The following is a 21877-nucleotide window of genomic DNA, read 5'->3' on the forward strand; positions in this document are numbered from 1 at the left end:
TTAAACTCCCAACTTCAGTGCAACATTCGCCGCATTTTTTCCTGCAATACGACCAAATGTCGTTCCAATCGACATACCTACCCCTGCTGTATAACCCTGACCTAACACGTTGCCAGCCATCATTTCACCTGCAACGAATAAATTTGGGCTTGGGCAATTATTGAAACGAACGGCCGCATCATCCTCCACTTTTAAACCGAGATAAGTAAAAGTGATCCCCGGACGCAGTGCGTATGCATAAAAAGGGGGGTGATTCAGCGGAACAGCCCAATGGGTTTTCGCAGGGCTTAAATTTTCAGTATGACAATTATCAAGCACAGTATGATTAAACTCACCAACGACACAGGCTTGGTTAAACTCATTCACCGTTTTCGAGAGGGTCGCCACATCTAAATTGAGCTTTGCTGCTAACTCTTCAATGCTATCTGCTTTCGTGCCTTCAAATACGGGTGGCATGAAACGTCCAACAGATTTTGAATCAATTATTGAATAGGCAATTTGATTCGGCTGCTTGGCAACTAAACGCCCCCAAATCGCATAACGTTTTGGCCAGAAGTCTTCACCTTCATCATAAAAACGTTCTGCATTTTTGTTGACGACAATCCCTAAAGATACACAGTCAATACGGGTACAAATTCCACCATCATATAAAGGAGCACGTGCATCGACAGCGACACAATGCGATTGAGATGGATCGCCAATGATATCGGCTCCTTGATCCATCATAAATTTGAGTAAGTTGCCTTGGTTGAAACGTGTACCACGAATAATAAAATTATCCGCTGGCCACTCACCATTTTCGTTTTGTCCCCAAGCTTCTTTAAGCCATGCGATGTTCGATTCAAAACCACCTGCAGCAAGAACACAAGCCGCTCCTTCAAAACGTGTACCATCTTCAGCAATAGCAGCTTTGAAAGTATTGTCTTCTAAGTCCAAGTCAACAATTTTGGTGCTATAGCGAACCTCAACACCTAAATCTTGTGCGCTTCTAAAATAGGCATTAACTAAAGCTTTTCCACCGCCCATAAAAAATGCATTAGTACGTGCGACATGCAGTGCCCCTGACAGCGGTGGTTGGAAATTCACCCCATGCTTACGCATCCAATCTCGACAAGTTGCTGTACTTCGAATCACCAAACGTGCCAAATGTTCACTGGTCTTGCCCGCGGTAACTTTTAACAAATCCTGCCAGTACTCTTCCTCAGGATAAGCGTCCACCAAAACATCTTGTGGTGCGTCATGCATACAACGTAAATTACGAGTGTGCTGAGAGTTCCCCCCACGCCACTCTTTGGGTGCAGCTTCCAATAATAAGACAGATGCGCCTTGTTCTCTTGCTGTCAGTGCAGCACACAATGCGGCATTCCCACCGCCAATCACAATTACATCATGCATTCGATGTCTTCCCTCTCGAATTTGATGTAATTTAAGACTAAAAGTGCGAATTAACGTGATAGGCAGAATTTAAATAGGTGTTTAATAAAATTAAATAGGTTAAAAGTCTAATAACTCAGCACTTGGCCATAGTCCTTTCTGAATCAAGCTTTTAACTGTGCTTTTAATCGCCACTTTAGTTGCTAGGCTCGCGGGTGAAAGCTCTTCTTCAGCCAAACTAATTAAATAATTAATTCGATCAAGTTCTGGTTCAACCACTTTTAATAAACAAATATCCGACTTTAGATAATCAAAATGTGCACTGACAGGTTGAATGGTTGCCATGTTTAAATTGCTAACACAATTCATCAGAAGATGTAGACCATCTACTTCATAGTCAACATCTAATAATTCAACTTTTTGATCAAGAAATTTACGCAAACCATGTCTCTGACTTGGCAATACAAGTGGTAAGCGATTCACTTTTTCTAAATCAATTTTTCCTTCTAAAATACATTGTTCATAGCCATGCTCTTTTAACAAAGCACAATTGGCCATCATGAACATTTGCTCTTTCAATAAAGGTTGAACAGCCCAATTACTATCCACATCTTGGGTAAATATAATCGCAATATCTAGTTGCCTTGCATTGACTAAATTGGTGAGATTACCAGATAGGCTCTCGACTAAATGAATTTTTATATCGGGATAACGCTCCGACATTAGTTGCATGAAGGGAATGCCGAGTACTGATGCAATACTGGGTGAAAATCCCACACTCACATGACCTGTCAAGCGTGATGAATGCGCAGCTTCTATTGCATATTGCGCATGACGAAGTGAAAGTTGTGCCTGTTTGAAAAAAGCTAAACCTGCAGGCGTTGGAGTCACACCTGTAGAGTTACGTTGCAATAACCTTGTACACAGCTCATCTTCTAACTTTGCAATTTGCTGGCTAAGTGCTGATGTGCCCACATCTAACTTCTGCGCAGCTTTACCTAAACTTCCTGACTCAACAATCGTAATAAAGTATCTAAGTTGCTTCAGTTCCATATGCCTCCCCCTACCCATACGAATATTAAATAAGCATCGTACTTTTTCGTTTTATCAGTTTTAATTAGCAATAAAAAAGCCACTTAATATAAGTGGCTGATTTATAACAAGAATTTTGGTGGAGATGGCGGGAGTCGAACCCGCGTCCGCAAGCACTACACTCGAGATTACTACATGCTTAGATATCGTCTATTGTTTTAACCCTCAAAGACCCGACGAACAGGGTTAAGAGAGCGATCCTTTAAGTTTAGTACAACACCCCAAGGCTTGATGTTATACGGACTTGTGTGCGTGCGCTTCAGTCGGGATCTCTAACCACAAGTATTCAGAGATGCGGACAAGCTGCCCTTAGGCAGCTAGAGCGTAAGATTCGTCGTTTGCGACTATTTAAAATGCAAATTTTATTTACGAGAGAAAATGCGCTCTCGGCATGCATCTATGAGTTTCATCACCAGCGTCGAAGCCAGGAACATCCCCAAAGTACAACACAATCATAGCATAAAAGTTTGAAAATACGACCTCTAATTTCACAACAATTAAACATACACATGCGCTTATTCCAATAATTGAGATAAAATCTCTTTTTTCAAGTTCAAAATTGCATATTTTATGAGTTATTTACTTGCACTAGATCAAGGGACGACGTCAAGTCGTGCGATCATTTTTGATGAACATGGAAACGTTCATGCAACAGCTCAAAGAGAAACTAAAATACGAACACCAAAGTCAGGCTGGGTAGAGCAAAATGCACAAGAGATTTGGAGTTCACAAATCGCAGTAGTGCAGCAAGCAATTGCTGATGCGCGATTACTGCCTAAAGATATCAAAGCTTTAGGCCTAACCAATCAACGCGAAACGACAGTGATTTGGGATAAAAAAACTGGTGAACCTCTAGCCCCTGCAATTATTTGGCAAGATCGCAGATCAAGTGATTGGTGTAATTCCCTCATTCACCAAGACTTACAAAACAAGATAAATTACACCACAGGACTCCGCATTGATCCTTATTTCAGTGCTGGAAAATTAGTGTGGTTACTTGAAAATATTGATGGTTTAAGAGCTCGTGCGGAACAAGGCGAAGTGGCTTTTGGAACCATTGATAGCTGGCTAGTTTGGAATCTCACTCAAGGTGCTGAACACGTGATTGAAGTCTCGAATGCTTCAAGAACCATGTTAATGAATCTGCATACCCAGCAATGGGATGACGAATTACTCGCACTATTTAATATCCCAAAAGCAATACTACCCAAAATCGTGGCTTCTGATTGCCATATTGCCAATACAGCAAAAGGTCTCTTAGGTGCAGAAATTCCAATTACAGGGATTTTAGGTGATCAACAATCAGCGTTATTTGGTCAATCATGTTTTGACGTAGGCTCAGCTAAAAATACCTATGGTACTGGCTGCTTTATGTTATTCAATACAGGTGATCAAATTCAACTGAGTCAGAATCAGCTTCTCTCCACTTTAGCTTGGCAATGCAAAGAACACACCTCGTATGCGCTTGAAGGTAGTGTTTTTATGGCTGGTGCGATAGTGCAATGGTTACGTGATGGACTAGGAATTATTCAAAGTAGCCAAGAAGTTGAACAATTGGCGTGTCAAGTTAACAATACCGATGGTGTCGTACTTGTTCCTGCCTTTACAGGCTTAGGAGCACCTCATTGGGATACGGATGCCCGCGCATTATTATGCGGTATGTCTAGAGGGACAAATAAAGCACATATTGCGCGAGCAGCTCTCGAATCAATCGCATTTCAAGTCGCTGACGTTTTGAATGCCATGCAATCTGATATTCGAAACCCTTTAAAAGAATTACGTGTAGATGGTGGTGCGAGTCAAAATGATATGTTGATGCAGTTTCAAGCCGACTTACTGAATGTTCCTGTATTAAGACCGCAACTTTTGGAGTCAACGGCTTGGGGAGCTGCGGCAATGGCAGGTTTAACTGCAGGTGTATTTAAAAATCCGTCTGATATTGCGGCATCATGGAAATTGGAAAAAGCCTTTGAGCCAACAATGTCTGAAGATCAACGTCAATTTCATTTACATCAATGGAATAGTGCGTTAAAACGTTCAAGATCAGATGTTTAGTATAAAAAACCGCCTACAAGGGCGGTTTTCTTATAAGAGATACATAGATTTTTCAATATGCGTATGAAGCAATACCTGTTGCAATTGCTTTACCTTCATCATTCACCATATTCATGCGCATCGTACAACCTTTGCGACCCATGCGTAGGACTTCAGCAGTGGCAATAAAATACTTTCCGCGCCCTGGTGATAAATAATCCACTCGCATATCCACTGTTGCTAAACGTGAAACTTTCTTTAAAGTTTCAGGCAACATATCAGGCTCTGCACGCTTGTAAAGCTCGCCCATTGCAACAATCCCGCCAATACTATCGAGTAATGTTGCTGCTACACCGCCATGCAAAATTTGGAAAGAAATATTACCAATGAGATTAGGTTTCATCTCAATATAACCTTGGATTTCACCTTCTACGACACGCATTTGCATTTCGTTGTAAGCGAAATAAGGAGAGGTATTAAATACTTGAGTGAGTTGATTTAATACCACTTCAAGATCTGGTTTAGCACCTAAATGGAGGTTACCCATCCATTTTTTTTGGGAATCGTTCATACAAAACTCAAATTAACATCATGAGAAAAAACCATCAGCATTTTCCCAAAAACCGCCTTAAGGGGGCTACAATTAGACCCAAGTAAAATACCAAACATCGAGATTGTGATGACTTATACGTTTAATCGCCCTGCTTTTCCTGCAACACGCATGCGCCGTATTCGAAAAAATGACAAACTCAGAGCGATGGTGAGAGAAACACATCTTTCTGCTGAACATCTCATTTATCCGGTATTTGTTCTACCAGGTCAAAATCAAACCCAAGAAATACCTAGTATGCCAAATATTCACCGTCTTTCAGCTGATTTGTTGTTAAACAAAGCTGAAAAACTTTTAGAATTAGGTGTATCTAAATTAGCTTTATTCCCAGTTACCCCACAAGAAGACAAAAGTTTAACTGCTGAAGCAGCATGGAGAGATGATGGTTTAGTTCAAAGCACTGTCCGTCTTCTAAAAAAAGAATTACCAGAAATGGTACTCATCACTGATGGCGCTTTAGACCCTTATACAACACACGGTCAGGATGGCATCATAGATGAAACAGGTTATGTCCTGAATGATGAAACTGTTGAGTGTCTGATTAAACAAGGTTTAAGCCATGCAGAAGCAGGAGCCGATGTTTTCGCACCGAGTGATATGATGGATGGTCGTATTGCTGCGATTCGTCAAGCATTTGAAGCAAATGGTCATATTTATACCAATATCATGGCTTATTCTGCCAAATATGCATCAAGCTTCTATGGTCCTTTCCGTGATGCAGTGGGTTCAGCATCTAATTTAAAAGGTGGTAATAAGTATAACTACCAAATGGATGTAGGAAACCGAGCTGAAGCTCTTCACGAAATTGCACTAGATATTCAAGAAGGTGCAGACATGGTGATCGTAAAACCAGGGATGCCATATCTAGATATTGTACGTGAAGTTAAAGACACATTTGGCATTCCAACATTTGTTTATCAAGTGAGTGGTGAATATGCCATGTTGGCAGCAGCAATCCAAAACGGCTGGCTTTCTGAAAGTGTGATTTTAGAATCATTGATGAGCTGTCGTCGTGCTGGTGCAGATGGAATTTGGACCTATTTTGCTGAAGATGCTGCAAAAATGCTTAAAGATCTGTAATACACTATTGAATCAAAAGCGCTTTTACATAAAGCGCTTTTTTTCTACTACAATCATCATTGTATTCGAGACCCAACTTTTAACTCACTCATTTAACATCTTACATCTCATCGATCTCTTTTCATCATTGAGATTATTTGCACGATTAGAGCTTGAATATGGTCTAATACACCCCGTCATTTTGAAGGTGGATAAAAATGCACGTTGCCATCATTGGATGTGGAATTAGCGGCTTACTAACAGCGCTTGAATTACTCGAACAAGGTTGTGAAATTACCCTCATTGATCAAAAACAAGCAGCTAAAGCTGCATCTTGGGCAGGTGGTGGTATTTTGTCACCTATGTATCCTTGGCGTTATCCCAAAGCAGTCAATCAATTGGCACAACTTGGTAAATCGTTATATCAATCTTGGAATCAAAAAATTCAACCATTGAGTGGCATTGATTTCGAAATTCACGATTCAGGCATGTTAATTTTTGATGAAGATGATTTTGAGATTGGACTCAGTTATAAGGCGCAATATAACGAGCCGATGCAGCATTGCGATTTACTCGACGAGACTCAATTAAGAAATCTGAATCCACGAGTTTCTAATACTTTCAAGCAGGCTTTGCATTTTCCACAATTGTCTAATGTTCGTAATCCTCGTCTTTTAAAGTCTATTCTGACTTATCTTAAATCACATTCAAAAGTAAAGATTATCGAGCATAAGTGGGTAGAAAAATTACTGATTCAAAATCAGCAAGTGCAATCCATTGTTCTGCATGATCAACATCAAATTAAAGCTGATCAGTATGTTATCGCTACTGGAGCTTGGTCGGCACATTGGGCATCACAACTCGATTTCAATATCCCTGTTCAACCTGTTCAGGGGCAGATGATCCTATTCAAAACCCCTGAAAACTGGCTACCCACGATGTGTATGTACAATGTCATGTATATGATTCCACGTCGAGATGGCCATATCGTCTGTGGTTCCAGTATGGCGGAATTAGGTTTTGAACATCGCCCAAATTTGAAAACACAACAATCCATTTACCAAGCATGCATTCAACTCATACCTGAACTTAAAAATTTCCCGATTGTGCAACAATGGGCAGGCTTGAGACCTAGCTCACCTGATGGAATTCCATATATCGGTTTAATGCCTGAAATGAAAAACTTATGGGCGAATTTTGGTCATTTTAGAAATGGTTTATGCATGGGGCCAGCTGCAGCGCAGTTACTACGACAACTCATGCTGAATCAGACCACCCTCGTTGATCCTAGACCCTATGACCCATCTTTGAAGTTTCAAGTTTAATGTGATGGAAGTAGTTGCTCCAACGCCATTTTGAGTTCTGGATACTGAAATGTATAACCTGCTTGAATAAGTGCTTCTGGTATAACGTATTGTCCATTTAAAACCAATTGAGACTGCTCACCTAACATGATTTTAAACAATGAATCAGGCAGACTTAAAAGCGGTTTCTTGTTTAAAATTTTTGCTGCGGTGCGAACAAAATACACCTGATTCGTTTGTTCAGGAGCAACGAAATTAAAAACTTCTTTTGGAGTGTCATTCAACATCAGAAATTCAATCGCCTGAATCACGTCCTGAAGATGAATCCATGCTAAGGGCTGCTGACCTGAACCAATTTTACCTACCAGATTAAATCGAATCGGTAAGAGTAATTGTTGTAAAATTCCTCCGCCATGCCCAAACACCACGCCTAAACGAATGACCTTAATATCAAACTGATTTTTGTGTTGGAGCGCCGACCTCTCCCACTCTTGGCAAAGTTCGGACATAAAGATCGGTTGAGATGATCCCTGCTCATTGTTTTTTTCTGACCATTCTTGATCAGGATCAATACCATAATATCCTACAGCAGAACCAGAAATAATTCGCTTGGGATGTTGCTGATGGGTCAGCAGATAATGTAATAATGCATCGGTCGTATTCACTCGGCTGTCGATGAGTTTTTGTTTTCGCCTTTGCGTCCAGCGACCATCACCAATACTTTCACCCGCTAAGTTAATAACATAGTCAATTTGAGCGTGTTGGATATCATCTAAAGATTGAACCCATGTCAAACGTGGATGCTTCATTTTTGGATTGGACTGTCGGCTTAAACCAATCACTTGATAATCTTGATCTAGCAAATATGCAACCAAATAAGACCCAATAAAACCTGTTGCACCAGTAACCAAAACGCAAGGATGATACATAGAAATACTCTTATGATCTGATCTCTCTATCATGGTGAAAGATGCCGTTGAGCTCAATTCATGATTACTTATTTACCACCAATTTATTCGCCATGCGCTTCGCTTGTGGACCATAAAACCAAAAGGTAATTAAATATAATGGTATCGCCAGCATCAAAATCATAATTGCACTGAGACTTAAGAAACTGGAATTTTGGACATAGAGTAAAAAGTTCTGCCAAATTTCAGGGTCTTTTCTCGAAAAAAATAAAATACTTAAAAAAACACCAAGAAAGTTATAGCCCCAAAAGATTAATGTAAAACCTAATGTGAATTTTTTACGTTCTTGATCCGAAGGTGCACGTTGTTGTTGATCAATAAATCTATATAAAACAACAATCATCGCTATTAAATATGGAAGCGCAGTGACTATTCCTGCAATTGCTGAAGGCAATAACGCTGCCAATATACCTGCAACCAGCGTTAATCCTAAGCAAAGAAAAAAGAACCATAAAAAATATTTTCTTAAAGAAACCATAACTCTCAGACGCAATAAATTCCTGTCACAAAGCATAACCGAAAATAAATCAGATATTTTTAATTTTCTTGTCAACCGAATCACAACCTTATGCGTTATATAAGGTACAAGGTCAGTAGCAACCGCGTAGTCATTGCACCGGCATCCGCAATGATACACGGTGACCTTATACCCCAATGAGACCTATAAATCATGCTTCTTGCAGAAAAATTTAGTTTAGCAGCCTAAATTTGTATGACTGAAGTATTTTGGCCGACGATTTCACATCACTCGAATCGTCGGCTTTATTTTTGAAATTTATAAATTTTCTAAATATACTTTTATCCATAAAGATGAGATAACAATCAGAATAAATCCTAGCACCAATGTATAAAGAAAAAATTAAACATAAAATTAGTCTAAAAAAACGTCTAAATTTTAAATCAGACTTTTGGGATGTATTGAATTATCCATTCACTCGCTTTCTTATCAGTATCGTATTAGTTTGCTATTGCTTTGTTTTTATTAAAGCATTTATTAATCATCAATTTCACATACCGCTTACAATCATCAGTTTACTCTGTGGTGTTTTTTATCAAAGTTATCAAATCATTAGAAACAAAGAAAAAATCTTAATTTATTCAATTTTAAGCCTATTTTTGAGTGCACTTTCATTTATTTCTATACAGAGTAATAGCTCGAATCCATTAATAATTTGGGTCTATTTCTATCTTGGTGCTTACTTAATAGTTTTTTCTGTAGACCATCATCAGAGTTTAACCACACCTTTTGGTGAAGGTCTTAGTTTTTTATTCGCACTTGGAATTTGCTATTGGTTTTTCGAAAAACAGATGCTTGGTGTTGATACAGTATTATCGACATTCATCACAATAATCTTGTTAATATTTTTACTTTATTCGGTTTTACATGCCTTTTTTAAAATTAAGCATCATCATTTAAGCCGTTTTCTACTGAGTTTCTTTACTTGTTGTTCAGTTTTAATTTTGTCTATTGATCAAATTATAGAACTTTATTCACAGGTCGATAATACATCTGAGCATCGTTGGGTTGAGCGTTTAATTTTATTATTTCGATATTTTTTACTCGGTTTATCGTCTTTATATCTTTTTCAAAACTTAATTCTGCTTCTCAGCTATTTTCCCAATAAATACACGCGTTCTTATTTTTCAGATGTCAAACAAAATACGCTGATCCATATCAAACGTTTTTCAGAAGATCAAATTTCTAAAACAGAAGCTTGGTTTGCACTCATTTTTACGGTTTCAGTCTATTCTTTAAATTATATCTATCAAATAATTCCCATCAATATGAGTATTTGGCTAAGCATTCTATTGGTACCCTTAGTCATCCAATCTTTTTTTCATCATAAAATAGATCAATCGTTAACAGCAGCTAAACTGCATGCATCCTCTTCTCATAAGCAAATCTCGATCAACTCGAGAATCAAAAATAGAAAAAAGAGAAAAAGACGAAAAAAGAGTAAATCGAATAAAAAATAGCGATTAAAAGCTGTCTTATAGAGATGTTAAAAATTTCGATGTTTTAAAGTCCGATATTGGATAAGATGACAATTGAGATGTTTTGGGGTTCGGTAATGGCAGTGCGTTTTTTTCATACTTCAGATTGGCATTTGGGGCAATTTTTTCACAATCATGATCGTGACTATGAACACACACAATTTTTAAATTGGCTACTTGCGCAAATTCAACAAAAACAACCGAATGCCCTGCTGATTGCCGGTGATATTTTTGATGTGGTCAATCCTGCATCATCTGCTCAAAAACAGTTATACCAGTTTCTCACCGATGCCCATGCCATTGCCCCGCATATGCAAACCTTAATGATCGCAGGTAATCATGATTCCGGTTACCGCATTGAACAGGTTGAACCTTTTCTAGCGAAATTCAATGCCAAAGCGGTCGGTATTATTGGCAAACAGGATGGTGAATTTGATCTCGATCGTTTGTTGGTACCTATTTATGATGCTGATAAAAATATCGTTGCTTGGTGCTTAACCCTGCCTTATTTACGCAGTGCCGAAATTACAGGCTTAAATGAAAATACCACCAACAGCCAAAATGCGATTGCCTATTTACACCAACAACTTATTGCGGAAGCTAAAGCGCGTAAACAACCCAATCAAGCCTTAATTTTGATGTCACATGCCCATATGCAAGGCGGTGAAACCTCAGATTCCGAACGTCCAATTGTGATTGGTAACGAAGAGGCTTTATCCACTGCATTATTTGATGATGTGATTGATTATGTGGCACTCGGTCATTTGCATAAACCGCAAAAAGTTGGACAGGAACATATTCGCTACAGTGGCTCACCTATTCCACTGTCTTTTAGTGAACGCAACTATAAACATCAAGTGGTTGAAGTCACCATTGACCCCGAAGCTGATGAACAAAATCATTTTCAATATCAAGCGCACATTATTCCACGTACCGTGGATTTGATTCGAATTCGTGAACCCTTGTCTGAATTAATCACTACGGTACATGCCCTGCCAAAAGGCGAAATTGACAATCTCAATGCACGACATTTTCTAGAGATTGAATATACGACAGATGCCCCACCGCCTGTAGACTTACGTCAGCAGATTGAACTGGCACTGCCACCAAATCGTTATCGTTTACTGCGTATAGCTCGAATTTATCAAAAAGCAACGGAGCAAAACGATGAAAGTCACAAAGTCGATTTAGCGCCCCCCACCCCTGAAAAATTATTTTTAAGCTTGTGGGAAAAAATGGGCTATGAGCAGGATGAATCGGTGAAGCGTGATTTCTTAACTTTGCTTGAAGCGGCACAACACGATTTGGATCAAAAAGCGCACTAAGGACAGGTCATGAAAATTATTCGACTCAGTTTAAACAACTTGGCCTCTTTAGCCGGTGAACAACATATCCATTTTGAACAAGCGCCATTGGCTCAGGCAGGTCTGATTGCCATTACTGGTAAAACAGGTGCAGGAAAATCGACGCTGCTCGATGCCATGTGTTTAGCTTTGTACGATGAAATCCCACGTTTACGTGGCGCAGCTGGCAGCATGAAAGATGTAGGCGGTAAAGACATTTCAATTAAAGATTCGAAGAATATTCTGCGTCGTGGTACCACCGCTGGTTTTGCTGAACTTGAATTTCTTGCCCTTGATGGTAAACGCTATTTGGCGCGGTGGGACATTAGCCGTGCGCGTAAAAAAGTTGATGGCAATTTAAAAGTCGAGCGCTTTGTTCAATGTTTAGATGATGGCGCGACCTTAACGCAAAAAATCTCGGAAGTGACGCCACTGATTGAAAAGCTGATTGGTCTCAGTTTTGAGCAATTTACCCGTGCAGTCCTGTTAGCACAATCTGAAGTCGGTGCATTTTTAAAAGCCAAAGACCATGAACGTGCAGACTTACTCGAATATTTAACCAATTCGCAAATTTTTAGTGAAGTCAGTAAAAAAGCCGCTGATAAATTTAGTGAAATTAAACAGCAACGTACTGATTTAGAAAAGCAACTCGGTCATATTGATATTCTGAGTGAAGAACAACTTGCAGCCTTAAATCAACAACATCAGCAGTTAAAACAACAACTCGTACATTTGGCACAATCAGAAAAGCTGCTTGAAAATGAACGTAAATGGTATCTTGAGCGTGATCAATTGTATGCTGAAGTCCATGGCAAAAAAGAGATTTATGAAGTTCAGCTTGATGCCGTAAATAAATCCGCAGCACAACAACAATTGCTACAACAGCTTGATGCATTTCAAGCCATTCGTGAACAATATGTACAGCGTGCACGTTTAGAACCACAAAAACTTGAGGTGCAACAAAAACAACTGGCCTTTCAAGCTGAGTTTGTCTCTTTACAACAACAAGCTACTACTGAACAACAGCGCTTAAAAGCCTATGAACATGCCCAAGCGCAATTTGAGCAGCAACGTTTGGATATTAAGCCTCATCTTGAACAAGGCTTAAAGTTGGATCATGACATTCACAGTATTTCTGAACAGTATAAAAAACTCAGTGCAGATAAAGATCAGCTTGTTCTCAATGAATTAGAACCGTCAAAACATGCTGTTGAACAACAACAGACCAGCGTATTGGCTTGGCAAAATAAACAGCAACAAATCAACTTTGAGTTAACCCAAAGCCAATTTTTACAATGCTTTGACCAAGAACCACAAAGTACTTTGCAGGCGCTACAACATTATGTCGAGCAATATCAGTTGCTTCATCAACAAGAGCCAGAACTATTACAACAATCCTTTGCAACTTTAGAACAGCAACAGCAAACCATTGTACAACGTCTGCAAAGCTATGTGGCTCAACATGAAAGTCTTGACGCTTTGACACAATCGCTAAAAAACATCCAACAACAGCGTGAACATCAGCAAAGTACGGTATTACGACTGCAACATCAACAGCAGCAGCTTGATCAAGTCATTACCCATATCAGCGAAACACACGACCTGACAGGCTCAATCGCTGAACAACAAAAGCAACTGCAGATTATTCAACAGACCCTTGAAAAACGCTTGAGCGAAAAAGCCACACAAGAAGCCGCCTATACCCAGCTACAAAGCATCTTGGAGGCACAGCGTCTATTGCATAGCGAAAACGTGCAGCATTTACGTGAACAGCTCAAAGCCAATCAACCGTGTATGGTCTGTGGGAGCCATGAACATCCGTTTTTACAAAGTCAGCAACGCTTAGAACAAGGTTTATTGCAACTACACGAGCAGCAATTACAGGAGGCTCGTCAACAACTGGAACAGTTCAATCGTGAGGTACAGCAAGCCCAGATTGAGCAATCCAAAGTACAGACCTTACTTGAACAACAACAACAACGTGTGCAACAGCTGACGCAGTCGACTCAGCAACAGATCGTGCATATTCAAGCAGCATTACAACAACTGGGTTTAGATCTCGACACGGCAGACCCGATTCAGTTACAGCAGCGCATAATGCAGCAGATCGAAACACTGCAATCGCATATCGAACAACAACAGGCACAAGAACAACAACTTGGTCAATTGCTTGAGCAATGGCGTAAGGAGCAACAGCAACAACAGCAATTACAATTGAATATTCAACGTCGTGTGCAACTTGATCAAGGTATTCAACCCATTGTGCAGTTACTGCCTGCTCGCTATCAGCAAGACATGCCAATACATTGGGTTGCTGAATTACAACAGCAGCTACAGCAACGTGTTGCATTGCTCACCATGCAAAAACAGGTAGAGACATCACTGCTGCAAGCACAGCAGGAACTTGAAAAAATGACGCTGCGCTTTGAAGCAGCGCAAAAGCACGAACAACACCTGACTCACCAGATTGAACAACTGATTGAGCAAGGCAAAATGTTACGCTCGAAACTTGCGGAACTGACCCAAGACTATGCCGGTCAAAGCTACCGTTATGCTGCGGATTGGCAAAAACATTTAGAGGAAACTGCTATCGCCCATGCCAATGAGGTTCATGCACAACGCATTAAAACTGCACATGCTGAACAACAGCTGAATGCAGCCAATTTACAACAGCAGCAGTTGCTCAGTGATTTACATCATATTGAACAGGCATTACAGCAAGTACAACAGGCTATTCAGCAATGGCAACTGAGCCATCCGACCGTGACCACAGATCAAATCACGACATGGTTAAGCATTGATTTAGCCCAACATCAACAAATACGCCATGAGTTAAATACGCAGCGACAACTTTTAGAGAATGCCAAAACCGCTTGGCAAGTTTTAGAAGAACGTTATCAAGCCCATTTAAAACATCAGCCTGAACATGATCTCAGCATGCTCGAGCAGCAACTTGCGAACTTGCAAATGGAAAAGCTCGCTCAACAAGAAGCACTCACTGATACAGAAACTCAATTACGTATGAATGCTGCCAATCAAGCCAACTATGCTAAGTATCAAAGCCAAATAGAACAAATCAAGGCGGAGGAATATCGTTGGGGACGTATCTACGATTTGATTGGGCATAAGGAAGGCACCAAGTTTAAAAAGATTGCTCAAGAGCATCATTTAGATATTTTGGTGGAATATGCCAATCAGCAATTACAGCCGCTTGCGCCACGTTATCAGTTGCATCGTATTCCTGACAGTTTAAGTTTGGCCATTATTGACCTAGATATGAACAGCGAAGTTCGACCTGTGTTGTCCTTATCAGGTGGTGAAACTTTCTTAGTGTCTTTAGCCCTTGCTTTAGCGATTGCTAACATGGCATCAGGTTCAATGAAACTTGAATCACTGTTTATTGATGAAGGCTTTGGCACGCTCGATCCTGCATCACTACATATGGTGATGAATGCCTTAGATCATTTACAAAGTCAGGGACGTAAAGTGGTTTTGATCTCGCATGTACAGGAAATGCATGAACGCATTCCAGTACAGATTCAGGTCAAACCTGTAGGTGCAGGTGCCAGTACCATTAATATTGTCGGTTAATGATTAATGATAAAAAGTTGAAGCCGTCAAATGACGGCTTTAATCTAAGCCAGTTTTCTTAAAGTTAAAATTTGCTCAGCTCGTCCAAAAGGTCCGTTCAGATCATGAAGAATAGATGAAGTTAACCCGATACCGTCATCACCATATTGTTGCACTGTTTCCAGACCTAGCCACTTACCTATTGGCATACGATAGAGATGTATCTGTAAATCTAAATTTGGAAAAGTATAGTTAAACGGCCAACCTTGTCGTGTGACAATTCCATTCGCTGTATCGACCATTCCCATCAACTTCACAAAGTCTGAATGTATTTGTCCTTCAACCATGTCATAAGGATTGGTTAGCCATACAATGCCCTTGCCTGCCCGTCGATCTAAACGGCGTGCCTCAAGTGATTGAATATAGCCTCCAGGCCAGTTTCTAATTTCTTCCCATAAGATCCCCTCGTCAGGATCAGCAACTTTTTGATCTTCTAATCCTGCGACTGCCTGAGTATCACTCATCATCATTCGCCAAGTACGTGCCTGAATACAGCTTTTACCATGTGCAGACATGGTTGACTCGATCAATTCAATGGTTTTTCCAGGTCGAATAATTCGAGTTTCAATTTGAAACTCCCCAGCGGGTATCAGGCCCAAAATATCTAAACTTATACGTCCAATCCGTAGGTCAGACCGAGCAGAAAAGTGATCCAACTCTGCACAAATAATCCCTGTTGCGGGCGCCATATGCTGTTCGTGCGCATTCCATGCACCTTGAGCATGTATAGTCGACTTATACTTAGCCAGTACTGATCCATCATCACACACTTTTCGTTCTAAAAGCTGATAATACGAACTCATCCAATTCTTCCCTGTTTTATGATTATGTGAAATATATTGGTTTATTTTTATACATAAAAAGTTGTATTTACAATGACAGCGACTGAACCCGAAAGTTCAGTGCAGACTGAATCCAATCATTTTGAGTAATCTCGCGCCCCAAATAAGGCCGTCCCTATGCGAACCATAGTCGATCCAGCGCTAATCGCATCTTGTAAATCACCCGACATTCCCATACTCAAGGTATCCCAATCAGAAGGATGTGCATGATGCTCTTTCATCTGATCAAAAAGTGTCTTGGCATCATAGAGTGCATCTACATTGCCAGGTGCTGGAATGACCATTAACCCTCGTAATCGAAGTCGGGGTAATATGCTCATTTGAGCAACCAGATCTTCGACCTCTGAAACTGCACAACCATCTTTGCTTTCTTGAGCATCAATATTCACTTGAAGACAAATATTGATAGGCTCCTGTTCGATTGTGCGTTGATTAGAGAGTCGCTCTGCGATAATAAAGCGATCAACCCCATGCACCCATGCAAATTGTTCAGCCAACTGTTTGGTTTTATTGCGTTGTACATGACCTATAAAATGCCATTCGATGTCTAAATCATTCAGCGCTTTGATTTTATCTAATGCTTCTTGCAGGTAATTCTCACCAAATGCTCGTTGACCAGTCTGATACATTTCTCTCAAAATATCCGCTGGATGCGTTTTGGAAACAGCAAGGAGTTTAACCTCGTTAGATTGTCGTTGAGCAACTTCACAGGCTTGTTCAATTTGTTGAATGACACTATTTCTCGCTTGCTCTAGACTCATCATGTATAGCTATCTCAGTTAATTTATCTTTTTTTACTTTCTTGCACGCTAACTGTTGGTTAAGCTGTAGGAAAGCCTTATTATTCTATCAAAATAATTACGATTTTAATGCGTTCGGGGAATTTATGGATATTACAGAATTACTGGCATTTTCAGTGAAAAACGGGGCGTCTGACTTGCACCTTTCTGCAGGAATGCCACCGATGATTCGTGTTGATGGTGAAGTTCGTCGTATTAACTTACCAGCCTTAGAACACAAAGAAGTACACCGCTTAATCTACGACATCATGAATGATAAACAACGTCGCGATTATGAAGAAAAATTAGAAACCGATTTCTCATTTGAAGTACCCGGTGTAGCACGCTTCCGTGTCAACGCATTCAACCAAAATCGTGGCGCTGGCGCGGTATTCCGTACCATTCCTTCTCAAGTGATTTCTATGGAAGACTTGGGCATGGGGCAAATTTTCAAAGACATTTGCGCCTATCCACGAGGAATTGTTTTGGTCACAGGACCAACGGGTTCAGGTAAATCGACTACGCTTGCGGCGATGATGGATTACATTAACGACAACCGTTACGACCATATTTTAACCGTCGAAGATCCAATTGAATTCGTGCACCAATCCAAAAAGTGTTTGATTAACCAGCGTGAAGTGCATCGTGACACACACGGTTTTAATGAGGCGCTACGCTCTGCACTGCGTGAAGATCCAGATATTATTCTCGTCGGTGAAATGCGTGACCTCGAAACCATTCGACTTGCACTTACTGCTGCGGAAACTGGTCACTTGGTGTTTGGAACACTGCATACCACATCTGCCGCAAAAACAATTGACCGTATTATCGACGTGTTTCCTGCCGATGAGAAAGACATGGTTCGTGCCATGCTTTCTGAATCGCTTCAAGCCGTCATCTCTCAAACACTTTTAAAGAAAACAGGTGGCGGTCGGGTAGCTGCTCACGAAATTATGATTGGAATTCCAGCGATTCGAAATCTCATCCGTGAGAACAAAGTTGCACAAATGTATTCTGCAATACAAACCGGTGCAAATTATGGCATGACCACTCTCGATCAAAGTCTCAAAAATCTTGTCGCGAAAGGCATTATTACCCCGCAAGTTGCACGTACTGCGGCTAAACAACCAGAATCATTTTTATAAAAATGGACGTCATTTGATTTAGGGGAATCAAAATGGATTTTAATGACCTGCTCGACATGATGATTGCGCGCAAGGCTTCAGATTTATTTATCAGTGCAGATATTGAACCATCAATGAAAATTAATGGTGAAATTGTGCCTGTAGTTAAAACAAAACTCACTGGTGAAATCATAGGTCAATTGATTCACTCGATTATGAGTGAAAGACAACGAATTGAATTTGCTGCAACACACGAATGTAATTTTGCTATTGCCAATCGTGATAAAACTGCACGTTTTCGTGTCAGTGCTTTTCAGCAACGTGATCAACCTGGCATGGTTTTACGTCGGATTGAAACTGTCATTCCAAGTATTGATGAGCTGAAACTACCGCCCGTCCTTAAAGATCTAGCAATGACTAAGCGCGGGATCATCTTATTTGTAGGTGCTACTGGTACAGGTAAATCGACTTCGCTTGCAGCAATGATCGGTCATCGTAATCAAAATTCTAAAGGTCATATCATTACCATTGAAGACCCAATCGAATTTATTCATCAACATCAAGGCTGTATCATAACTCAACGTGAAGTTGGAATTGATACAGACTCATTTGAAATTGCACTGAAAAACACACTCCGCCAAGCACCTGATGTCATTCTTATTGGTGAAATTCGCTCACGTGAAACCATGAACTATGCGATTAGTTTTGCTGAAACAGGACATTTAGTATTTGCGACCTTACATGCCAATAATGCCAACCAAGCCTTAGATCGTATTATTCATTTCTTTGAGACAGATCGTCACAGCCAACTGTTTATGGACCTCTCACTGAACTTGAAGGCGATCATTGCACAACAGTTAATTGCGACTCCTGATAAAAAATCACGTCATCCTGCAATTGAAATCTTAATCAATTCTCCACTGATTTCAGACTTAGTGCGTAAAGGCGAAGTTCATGAAATTAAGGAAGTCATGAAGCGTTCCCGTGAAATTGGAATGCAGACGTTTGATCAAGCGCTATTTGACTTATATAAAGCTGAGAAAATCACTTATGACGAAGCATTACGTCATGCTGACTCTGCCAACGATTTACGCTTACAAATCAAACTCTCTGAAGAAGATCCAAACTATCTGTTGAATTCTGGCCCCCGCCTCACTTTTGATGGTCAAGATGATTAATCAATAGTGAATAAAAAAGGAGCAATCATTGCTCCTTTTTTAATGCAATCAAGATTTATTTTTTACGGTATGCTTCTTGGCATTCAGGCGCATCGCAATAACCATATAAATTCAAAGAGTGACCTGTTAAAACAAAACCAAGTTGTTCAGCAACATTATGTTGTTCTTGTTCAATCAAATCATTGTGGAATTCAACAACTTTGTTGCAGTTCTGGCAGACCAGATGATCGTGGTGATCATCTTGCATGATTTCGAATACAGAGTGATTATTCTCGAAATGATGACGTTGGATAATACCAGCAGCTTCAAACTGAGTTAACACACGATATACAGTTGCTAGACCGACATCTTCGCCCTGCTCAAGTAAGGTCTTATAGATATCTTCCGCGCTCAAATGATGCTGTCTTGAATTTTCTAATAATTCCAAAATCTTGATTCGTGGAAGGGTAACTTTAAGTCCAGCTTTGCGTAAATCTTGATTTGAAATAGGCATATAAAAAGGTCTCTCAACAAATTTTAAGTTGGAATATGCAACAGAGTTGAGATGCAGTATGATCTATCCTTGGATCAATTGCATCATAATTAATTTGGGATAGTGTAGCAAAATGCAAAAAATCATGCTGACGTTATTCGTCGCTTCTTTACTGGGTGGTTGTTCTGTCTTTGGTGTATACAAAGTTGATATTCCTCAAGGAACACCATTAACCCAAGCGCAAGCTTCAAAAATTCAAGTCGGGATGACTTACCAACAAGTTCGTTTTTTACTTGGTAGCCCAACCATTTCAGATCCTTTGAATCCTTTACGTTGGGATTACATCTACAATTATACCCCAGGTACATATGCTAAAAAAGCAAATATTCCTGCAACTCAAGGTCAGCATCTAAAAGTATATTTCGATGGTTCTGGCGTCGTGAATAAAATCGAAGGTTTAGAAACTATCCCAGAAACTCAACCTGGTTTACCAGGTTCGAAAGATGCGATTTTGAACGCGCCACCACTATAAAGAATTAGACATAAAAGAAAACCCCTCAAAGAGGGGTTTTTCATATCATTTCAATTGTTTAAAGCGATTGCCACGACAATAGCGCCCAACTGGATTCGCTGCCGCTCGCTTACGGCGAATATCTTTTGGATTAATCGTTAATGCCCGATAGATTTCCACCCGATCACCTGCTTGCAGAACATGCGATTGATCTTGTACTTTCGTCCCAAAAATTCCAACAGCATACTCGTCTGGCAACTGCGTACACGACGCGATACCACTTTGTGTAATAGCATCCGCAACAGACATGCCTTCCACAAATTCAAGTTCAATGTGAAACTGCTGGTCTACAGCAGCATAAGCAACCCAAACTTTTGCATTTTGGATCATGGTAACAATTGACCTAAGTAAGAAATCATTGCAGCCACAATTGCTAAAGGTGTCACAATACGTACAGCCACACGCCAGATATTATAAAAAGCTTCATTACTAAAATTCAGCGCTTTACGTAAATGACTAATTTTCATGATCCAACCCACGAAAATTGCATAGATTAAACAAATGCTTAATCCCCAAAGCATTAAAATCGGAGTTAAAAATAGATCGGCTGCAGGGAATACCCAAATTAAAAGTGGTGCAAGCAATAAAAAATATTGCACCGCTTGTGCTAATCCACGATGTGCGAGTTGTTCCTTCCCAAGTTGCAGGAGTAAAGCTACTGCAAATATTGTCGCGATTAAAACGATATATGCTGGAATTGCAGCACTAATTGCAAAATATCCAAATCCAGCCACAGCCACCAGTTGCGCTAGCCAAATCGGTAAAGTTTTTGGCGTTGCAGCATCTTGTTTCTCTTGATTGAGATTTGTCTGCCAATATAATCCAAGCCCGAGACCTGAAGCTACTAAAGCGAGAATAGTTGCATTACCCCACTCTTTAAACTCAACAGGAGTCAGCTGCCAATCATTGACTTGGACACCAAAAACCTGAGCCGCGATTAAACTTGCAATCGTTGCAATCGCAGTAAGTACAACCAATACAGAACGTTGAAGAAATGATAAACCAAATGCAATGAATGCTGCGATACCCATCAAAATATTTGAACCAATACCAAAATCATTTTGTTGTGCTACAGCATTAGAAGTATTAAGTAATATACCGCCTGCTAAGAATGGAATAAAAATAACAGCAAGCCAGCCCACTACTCTCCAACGTTGGTTTGCATCGGCTTCACGGGTCAATTTTGATAATGCGTTCAGCGCTGAAGTTTGAGCTCGTTTCGCCAATCCAATTTCTAAATAAATAATTGGCAACGCTAAAAACAACATCGTTGCAAACCAAAGTAACCAAAAATCGAGTTGTCGATCAATTTGCAAGCCTAAGCTTGGTGCCAGACCCACAATAATGATAAATGATAAACAAAATGCCATCAGCGGCGATAACCATCGTGACATAGCGGTGTCCTGCATGAGGTATTCCATTAAAAAGTTTTACGCTATTTTGCCTAGCTCAATCATTAAAATCAAAGTCTGGCGTTAAAAAAGTAAGTGTAGATCTTAGCC

General features: G+C 40.1%; 19 protein-coding genes and 1 other RNA gene. 9 read left to right on the top strand and 11 right to left on the bottom strand.

The window, feature by feature from the left end:
* The 3 genes from tcuA to ssrA all read right to left on the bottom strand — a co-directional run bounded on the left by tcuA (nucleotide 1) and on the right by ssrA (nucleotide 2904).
* Entirely contained in the window at nucleotides 1-1395 is a 1395-nt protein-coding gene (tcuA, locus tag AC1M9A_RS12695) for an FAD-dependent tricarballylate dehydrogenase TcuA (RefSeq protein ID WP_481610343.1), read from the bottom strand.
* A 99-nt stretch (nucleotides 1396-1494) separates the two neighbouring features.
* Entirely contained in the window at nucleotides 1495-2427 is a 933-nt protein-coding gene (locus AC1M9A_RS12700) for a LysR family transcriptional regulator (protein ID WP_481610344.1), read from the bottom strand.
* 116 nt (nucleotides 2428-2543) lie between these two features.
* Nucleotides 2544-2904: a transfer-messenger RNA gene (gene ssrA / locus AC1M9A_RS12705) on the bottom strand.
* A 132-nt stretch (nucleotides 2905-3036) separates the two neighbouring features.
* Here ssrA and glpK point away from each other — a divergent pair.
* Nucleotides 3037-4521 (top strand): glycerol kinase GlpK, encoded by a 1485-nt coding sequence (gene glpK, locus AC1M9A_RS12710; RefSeq protein ID WP_481610345.1) that lies wholly within the window; start codon nucleotides 3037-3039, stop codon nucleotides 4519-4521.
* A 52-nt stretch (nucleotides 4522-4573) separates the two neighbouring features.
* Here the strand turns inward: glpK and AC1M9A_RS12715 are convergent, their stop codons facing one another.
* On the bottom strand, nucleotides 4574-5071 hold the full coding sequence (locus AC1M9A_RS12715; protein ID WP_035266285.1) for a thioesterase family protein: 498 nt from the start codon (nucleotides 5069-5071) through the stop codon (nucleotides 4574-4576).
* A gap of 108 nt (nucleotides 5072-5179) precedes the next feature.
* Between AC1M9A_RS12715 and hemB the strand changes: the two genes are divergently transcribed.
* Together hemB and thiO are read left to right on the top strand one after the other, a co-directional pair.
* Nucleotides 5180-6190 carry a porphobilinogen synthase gene (hemB, locus tag AC1M9A_RS12720; protein WP_180000234.1) on the top strand — a complete coding sequence of 337 codons (1011 nt, stop codon included), beginning with the start codon at nucleotides 5180-5182 and terminating at the stop codon, nucleotides 6188-6190.
* Nucleotides 6191-6387: 197 nt separating this feature from the next.
* Nucleotides 6388-7494, top strand: a complete 1107-nt coding sequence (gene thiO, locus AC1M9A_RS12725; protein ID WP_481610346.1) for a glycine oxidase ThiO — start codon at nucleotides 6388-6390, stop codon at nucleotides 7492-7494.
* Here the strand turns inward: thiO and AC1M9A_RS12730 are convergent.
* Both AC1M9A_RS12730 and AC1M9A_RS12735 read right to left on the bottom strand, forming a co-directional pair.
* A complete protein-coding gene (locus AC1M9A_RS12730) occupies nucleotides 7491-8402 on the bottom strand; it encodes a TIGR01777 family oxidoreductase (RefSeq protein ID WP_481610347.1) in 912 nt (303 codons plus the stop codon). The genes thiO and AC1M9A_RS12730 overlap by 4 nt on opposite strands.
* A gap of 64 nt (nucleotides 8403-8466) precedes the next feature.
* Nucleotides 8467-8919, bottom strand: a complete 453-nt coding sequence (locus tag AC1M9A_RS12735; protein ID WP_092768214.1) for an ABZJ_00895 family protein — start codon at nucleotides 8917-8919, stop codon at nucleotides 8467-8469.
* A gap of 365 nt (nucleotides 8920-9284) precedes the next feature.
* Between AC1M9A_RS12735 and AC1M9A_RS12740 the strand changes: the two genes are divergently transcribed.
* The 3 genes from AC1M9A_RS12740 to AC1M9A_RS12750 all read left to right on the top strand — a co-directional run bounded on the left by AC1M9A_RS12740 (nucleotide 9285) and on the right by AC1M9A_RS12750 (nucleotide 15370).
* On the top strand, nucleotides 9285-10418 hold the full coding sequence (locus AC1M9A_RS12740; RefSeq protein ID WP_481610348.1) for a hypothetical protein: 1134 nt from the start codon (nucleotides 9285-9287) through the stop codon (nucleotides 10416-10418).
* A gap of 95 nt (nucleotides 10419-10513) precedes the next feature.
* Nucleotides 10514-11761, top strand: coding sequence for an exonuclease SbcCD subunit D (locus AC1M9A_RS12745; RefSeq protein ID WP_481587872.1), 1248 nt, complete (start codon nucleotides 10514-10516; stop codon nucleotides 11759-11761).
* Between the two features lie 9 nt (nucleotides 11762-11770).
* A complete protein-coding gene (locus AC1M9A_RS12750; RefSeq protein ID WP_481610349.1) occupies nucleotides 11771-15370 on the top strand; it encodes an AAA family ATPase in 3600 nt (1199 codons plus the stop codon).
* A gap of 44 nt (nucleotides 15371-15414) precedes the next feature.
* Here AC1M9A_RS12750 and AC1M9A_RS12755 read toward each other — a convergent pair whose 3' ends face one another.
* Nucleotides 15415-16212, bottom strand: a complete 798-nt coding sequence (locus AC1M9A_RS12755; RefSeq protein WP_180028750.1) for a thioesterase family protein — start codon at nucleotides 16210-16212, stop codon at nucleotides 15415-15417.
* A gap of 116 nt (nucleotides 16213-16328) precedes the next feature.
* Nucleotides 16329-17015: a YggS family pyridoxal phosphate-dependent enzyme gene (locus tag AC1M9A_RS12760; RefSeq protein ID WP_035267462.1), complete on the bottom strand. Its 687-nt coding sequence runs from the start codon at nucleotides 17013-17015 to the stop codon at nucleotides 16329-16331.
* A gap of 122 nt (nucleotides 17016-17137) precedes the next feature.
* Here AC1M9A_RS12760 and AC1M9A_RS12765 point away from each other — a divergent pair, with 122 nt between their 5' ends.
* Both AC1M9A_RS12765 and AC1M9A_RS12770 read left to right on the top strand, forming a co-directional pair.
* A complete protein-coding gene (locus AC1M9A_RS12765) occupies nucleotides 17138-18175 on the top strand; it encodes a type IV pilus twitching motility protein PilT (protein ID WP_092768204.1) in 1038 nt (345 codons plus the stop codon).
* A 32-nt stretch (nucleotides 18176-18207) separates the two neighbouring features.
* Complete coding sequence (locus AC1M9A_RS12770; protein ID WP_481587875.1) at nucleotides 18208-19332, top strand: PilT/PilU family type 4a pilus ATPase; 1125 nt, start codon at nucleotides 18208-18210, stop codon at nucleotides 19330-19332.
* Between the two features lie 55 nt (nucleotides 19333-19387).
* Here AC1M9A_RS12770 and fur read toward each other — a convergent pair whose 3' ends face one another.
* Complete coding sequence (fur, locus tag AC1M9A_RS12775; protein WP_481610350.1) at nucleotides 19388-19825, bottom strand: ferric iron uptake transcriptional regulator; 438 nt, start codon at nucleotides 19823-19825, stop codon at nucleotides 19388-19390.
* A 112-nt stretch (nucleotides 19826-19937) separates the two neighbouring features.
* On the opposite strand from fur, the gene AC1M9A_RS12780 reads away from it, so the two are divergent.
* Nucleotides 19938-20336, top strand: coding sequence for an outer membrane protein assembly factor BamE (locus AC1M9A_RS12780; RefSeq protein ID WP_092768200.1), 399 nt, complete (start codon nucleotides 19938-19940; stop codon nucleotides 20334-20336).
* A gap of 45 nt (nucleotides 20337-20381) precedes the next feature.
* On the opposite strand, the gene AC1M9A_RS12785 is transcribed toward AC1M9A_RS12780, so the two are convergent.
* Nucleotides 20382-20705, bottom strand: a complete 324-nt coding sequence (locus AC1M9A_RS12785; RefSeq protein ID WP_092768198.1) for an RnfH family protein — start codon at nucleotides 20703-20705, stop codon at nucleotides 20382-20384.
* A complete protein-coding gene (locus tag AC1M9A_RS12790) occupies nucleotides 20702-21784 on the bottom strand; it encodes a hypothetical protein (RefSeq protein WP_481596562.1) in 1083 nt (360 codons plus the stop codon). Before AC1M9A_RS12790 ends, AC1M9A_RS12785 begins: the two co-directional genes overlap by 4 nt.
* Between the last annotated feature and the right edge of the window lie 93 nt (nucleotides 21785-21877).

The organism is Acinetobacter sp. ANC_7634, assembly GCF_056779875.1.

What these genes read in the sequence shown, in the direction of transcription:
- tcuA (WP_481610343.1), bottom strand. Translation starts at nt 1,395, where the DNA reads ATGCATGATGTAATTGTGATTGGCGGTGGGAATGCCGCATTGTGTGCT.
- AC1M9A_RS12700 (WP_481610344.1), bottom strand. Translation starts at nt 2,427, where the DNA reads ATGGAACTGAAGCAACTTAGATACTTTATTACGATTGTTGAGTCAGGA.
- glpK (WP_481610345.1), top strand. Translation starts at nt 3,037, where the DNA reads ATGAGTTATTTACTTGCACTAGATCAAGGGACGACGTCAAGTCGTGCG.
- AC1M9A_RS12715 (WP_035266285.1), bottom strand. Translation starts at nt 5,071, where the DNA reads ATGAACGATTCCCAAAAAAAATGGATGGGTAACCTCCATTTAGGTGCT.
- hemB (WP_180000234.1), top strand. Translation starts at nt 5,180, where the DNA reads ATGACTTATACGTTTAATCGCCCTGCTTTTCCTGCAACACGCATGCGC.
- thiO (WP_481610346.1), top strand. Translation starts at nt 6,388, where the DNA reads ATGCACGTTGCCATCATTGGATGTGGAATTAGCGGCTTACTAACAGCG.
- AC1M9A_RS12730 (WP_481610347.1), bottom strand. Translation starts at nt 8,402, where the DNA reads ATGTATCATCCTTGCGTTTTGGTTACTGGTGCAACAGGTTTTATTGGG.
- AC1M9A_RS12735 (WP_092768214.1), bottom strand. Translation starts at nt 8,919, where the DNA reads ATGGTTTCTTTAAGAAAATATTTTTTATGGTTCTTTTTTCTTTGCTTA.
- AC1M9A_RS12740 (WP_481610348.1), top strand. Translation starts at nt 9,285, where the DNA reads ATGTATAAAGAAAAAATTAAACATAAAATTAGTCTAAAAAAACGTCTA.
- AC1M9A_RS12745 (WP_481587872.1), top strand. Translation starts at nt 10,514, where the DNA reads ATGGCAGTGCGTTTTTTTCATACTTCAGATTGGCATTTGGGGCAATTT.
- AC1M9A_RS12750 (WP_481610349.1), top strand. Translation starts at nt 11,771, where the DNA reads ATGAAAATTATTCGACTCAGTTTAAACAACTTGGCCTCTTTAGCCGGT.
- AC1M9A_RS12755 (WP_180028750.1), bottom strand. Translation starts at nt 16,212, where the DNA reads ATGAGTTCGTATTATCAGCTTTTAGAACGAAAAGTGTGTGATGATGGA.
- AC1M9A_RS12760 (WP_035267462.1), bottom strand. Translation starts at nt 17,015, where the DNA reads ATGATGAGTCTAGAGCAAGCGAGAAATAGTGTCATTCAACAAATTGAA.
- AC1M9A_RS12765 (WP_092768204.1), top strand. Translation starts at nt 17,138, where the DNA reads ATGGATATTACAGAATTACTGGCATTTTCAGTGAAAAACGGGGCGTCT.
- AC1M9A_RS12770 (WP_481587875.1), top strand. Translation starts at nt 18,208, where the DNA reads ATGGATTTTAATGACCTGCTCGACATGATGATTGCGCGCAAGGCTTCA.
- fur (WP_481610350.1), bottom strand. Translation starts at nt 19,825, where the DNA reads ATGCCTATTTCAAATCAAGATTTACGCAAAGCTGGACTTAAAGTTACC.
- AC1M9A_RS12780 (WP_092768200.1), top strand. Translation starts at nt 19,938, where the DNA reads ATGCAAAAAATCATGCTGACGTTATTCGTCGCTTCTTTACTGGGTGGT.
- AC1M9A_RS12785 (WP_092768198.1), bottom strand. Translation starts at nt 20,705, where the DNA reads ATGATCCAAAATGCAAAAGTTTGGGTTGCTTATGCTGCTGTAGACCAG.
- AC1M9A_RS12790 (WP_481596562.1), bottom strand. Translation starts at nt 21,784, where the DNA reads ATGCAGGACACCGCTATGTCACGATGGTTATCGCCGCTGATGGCATTT.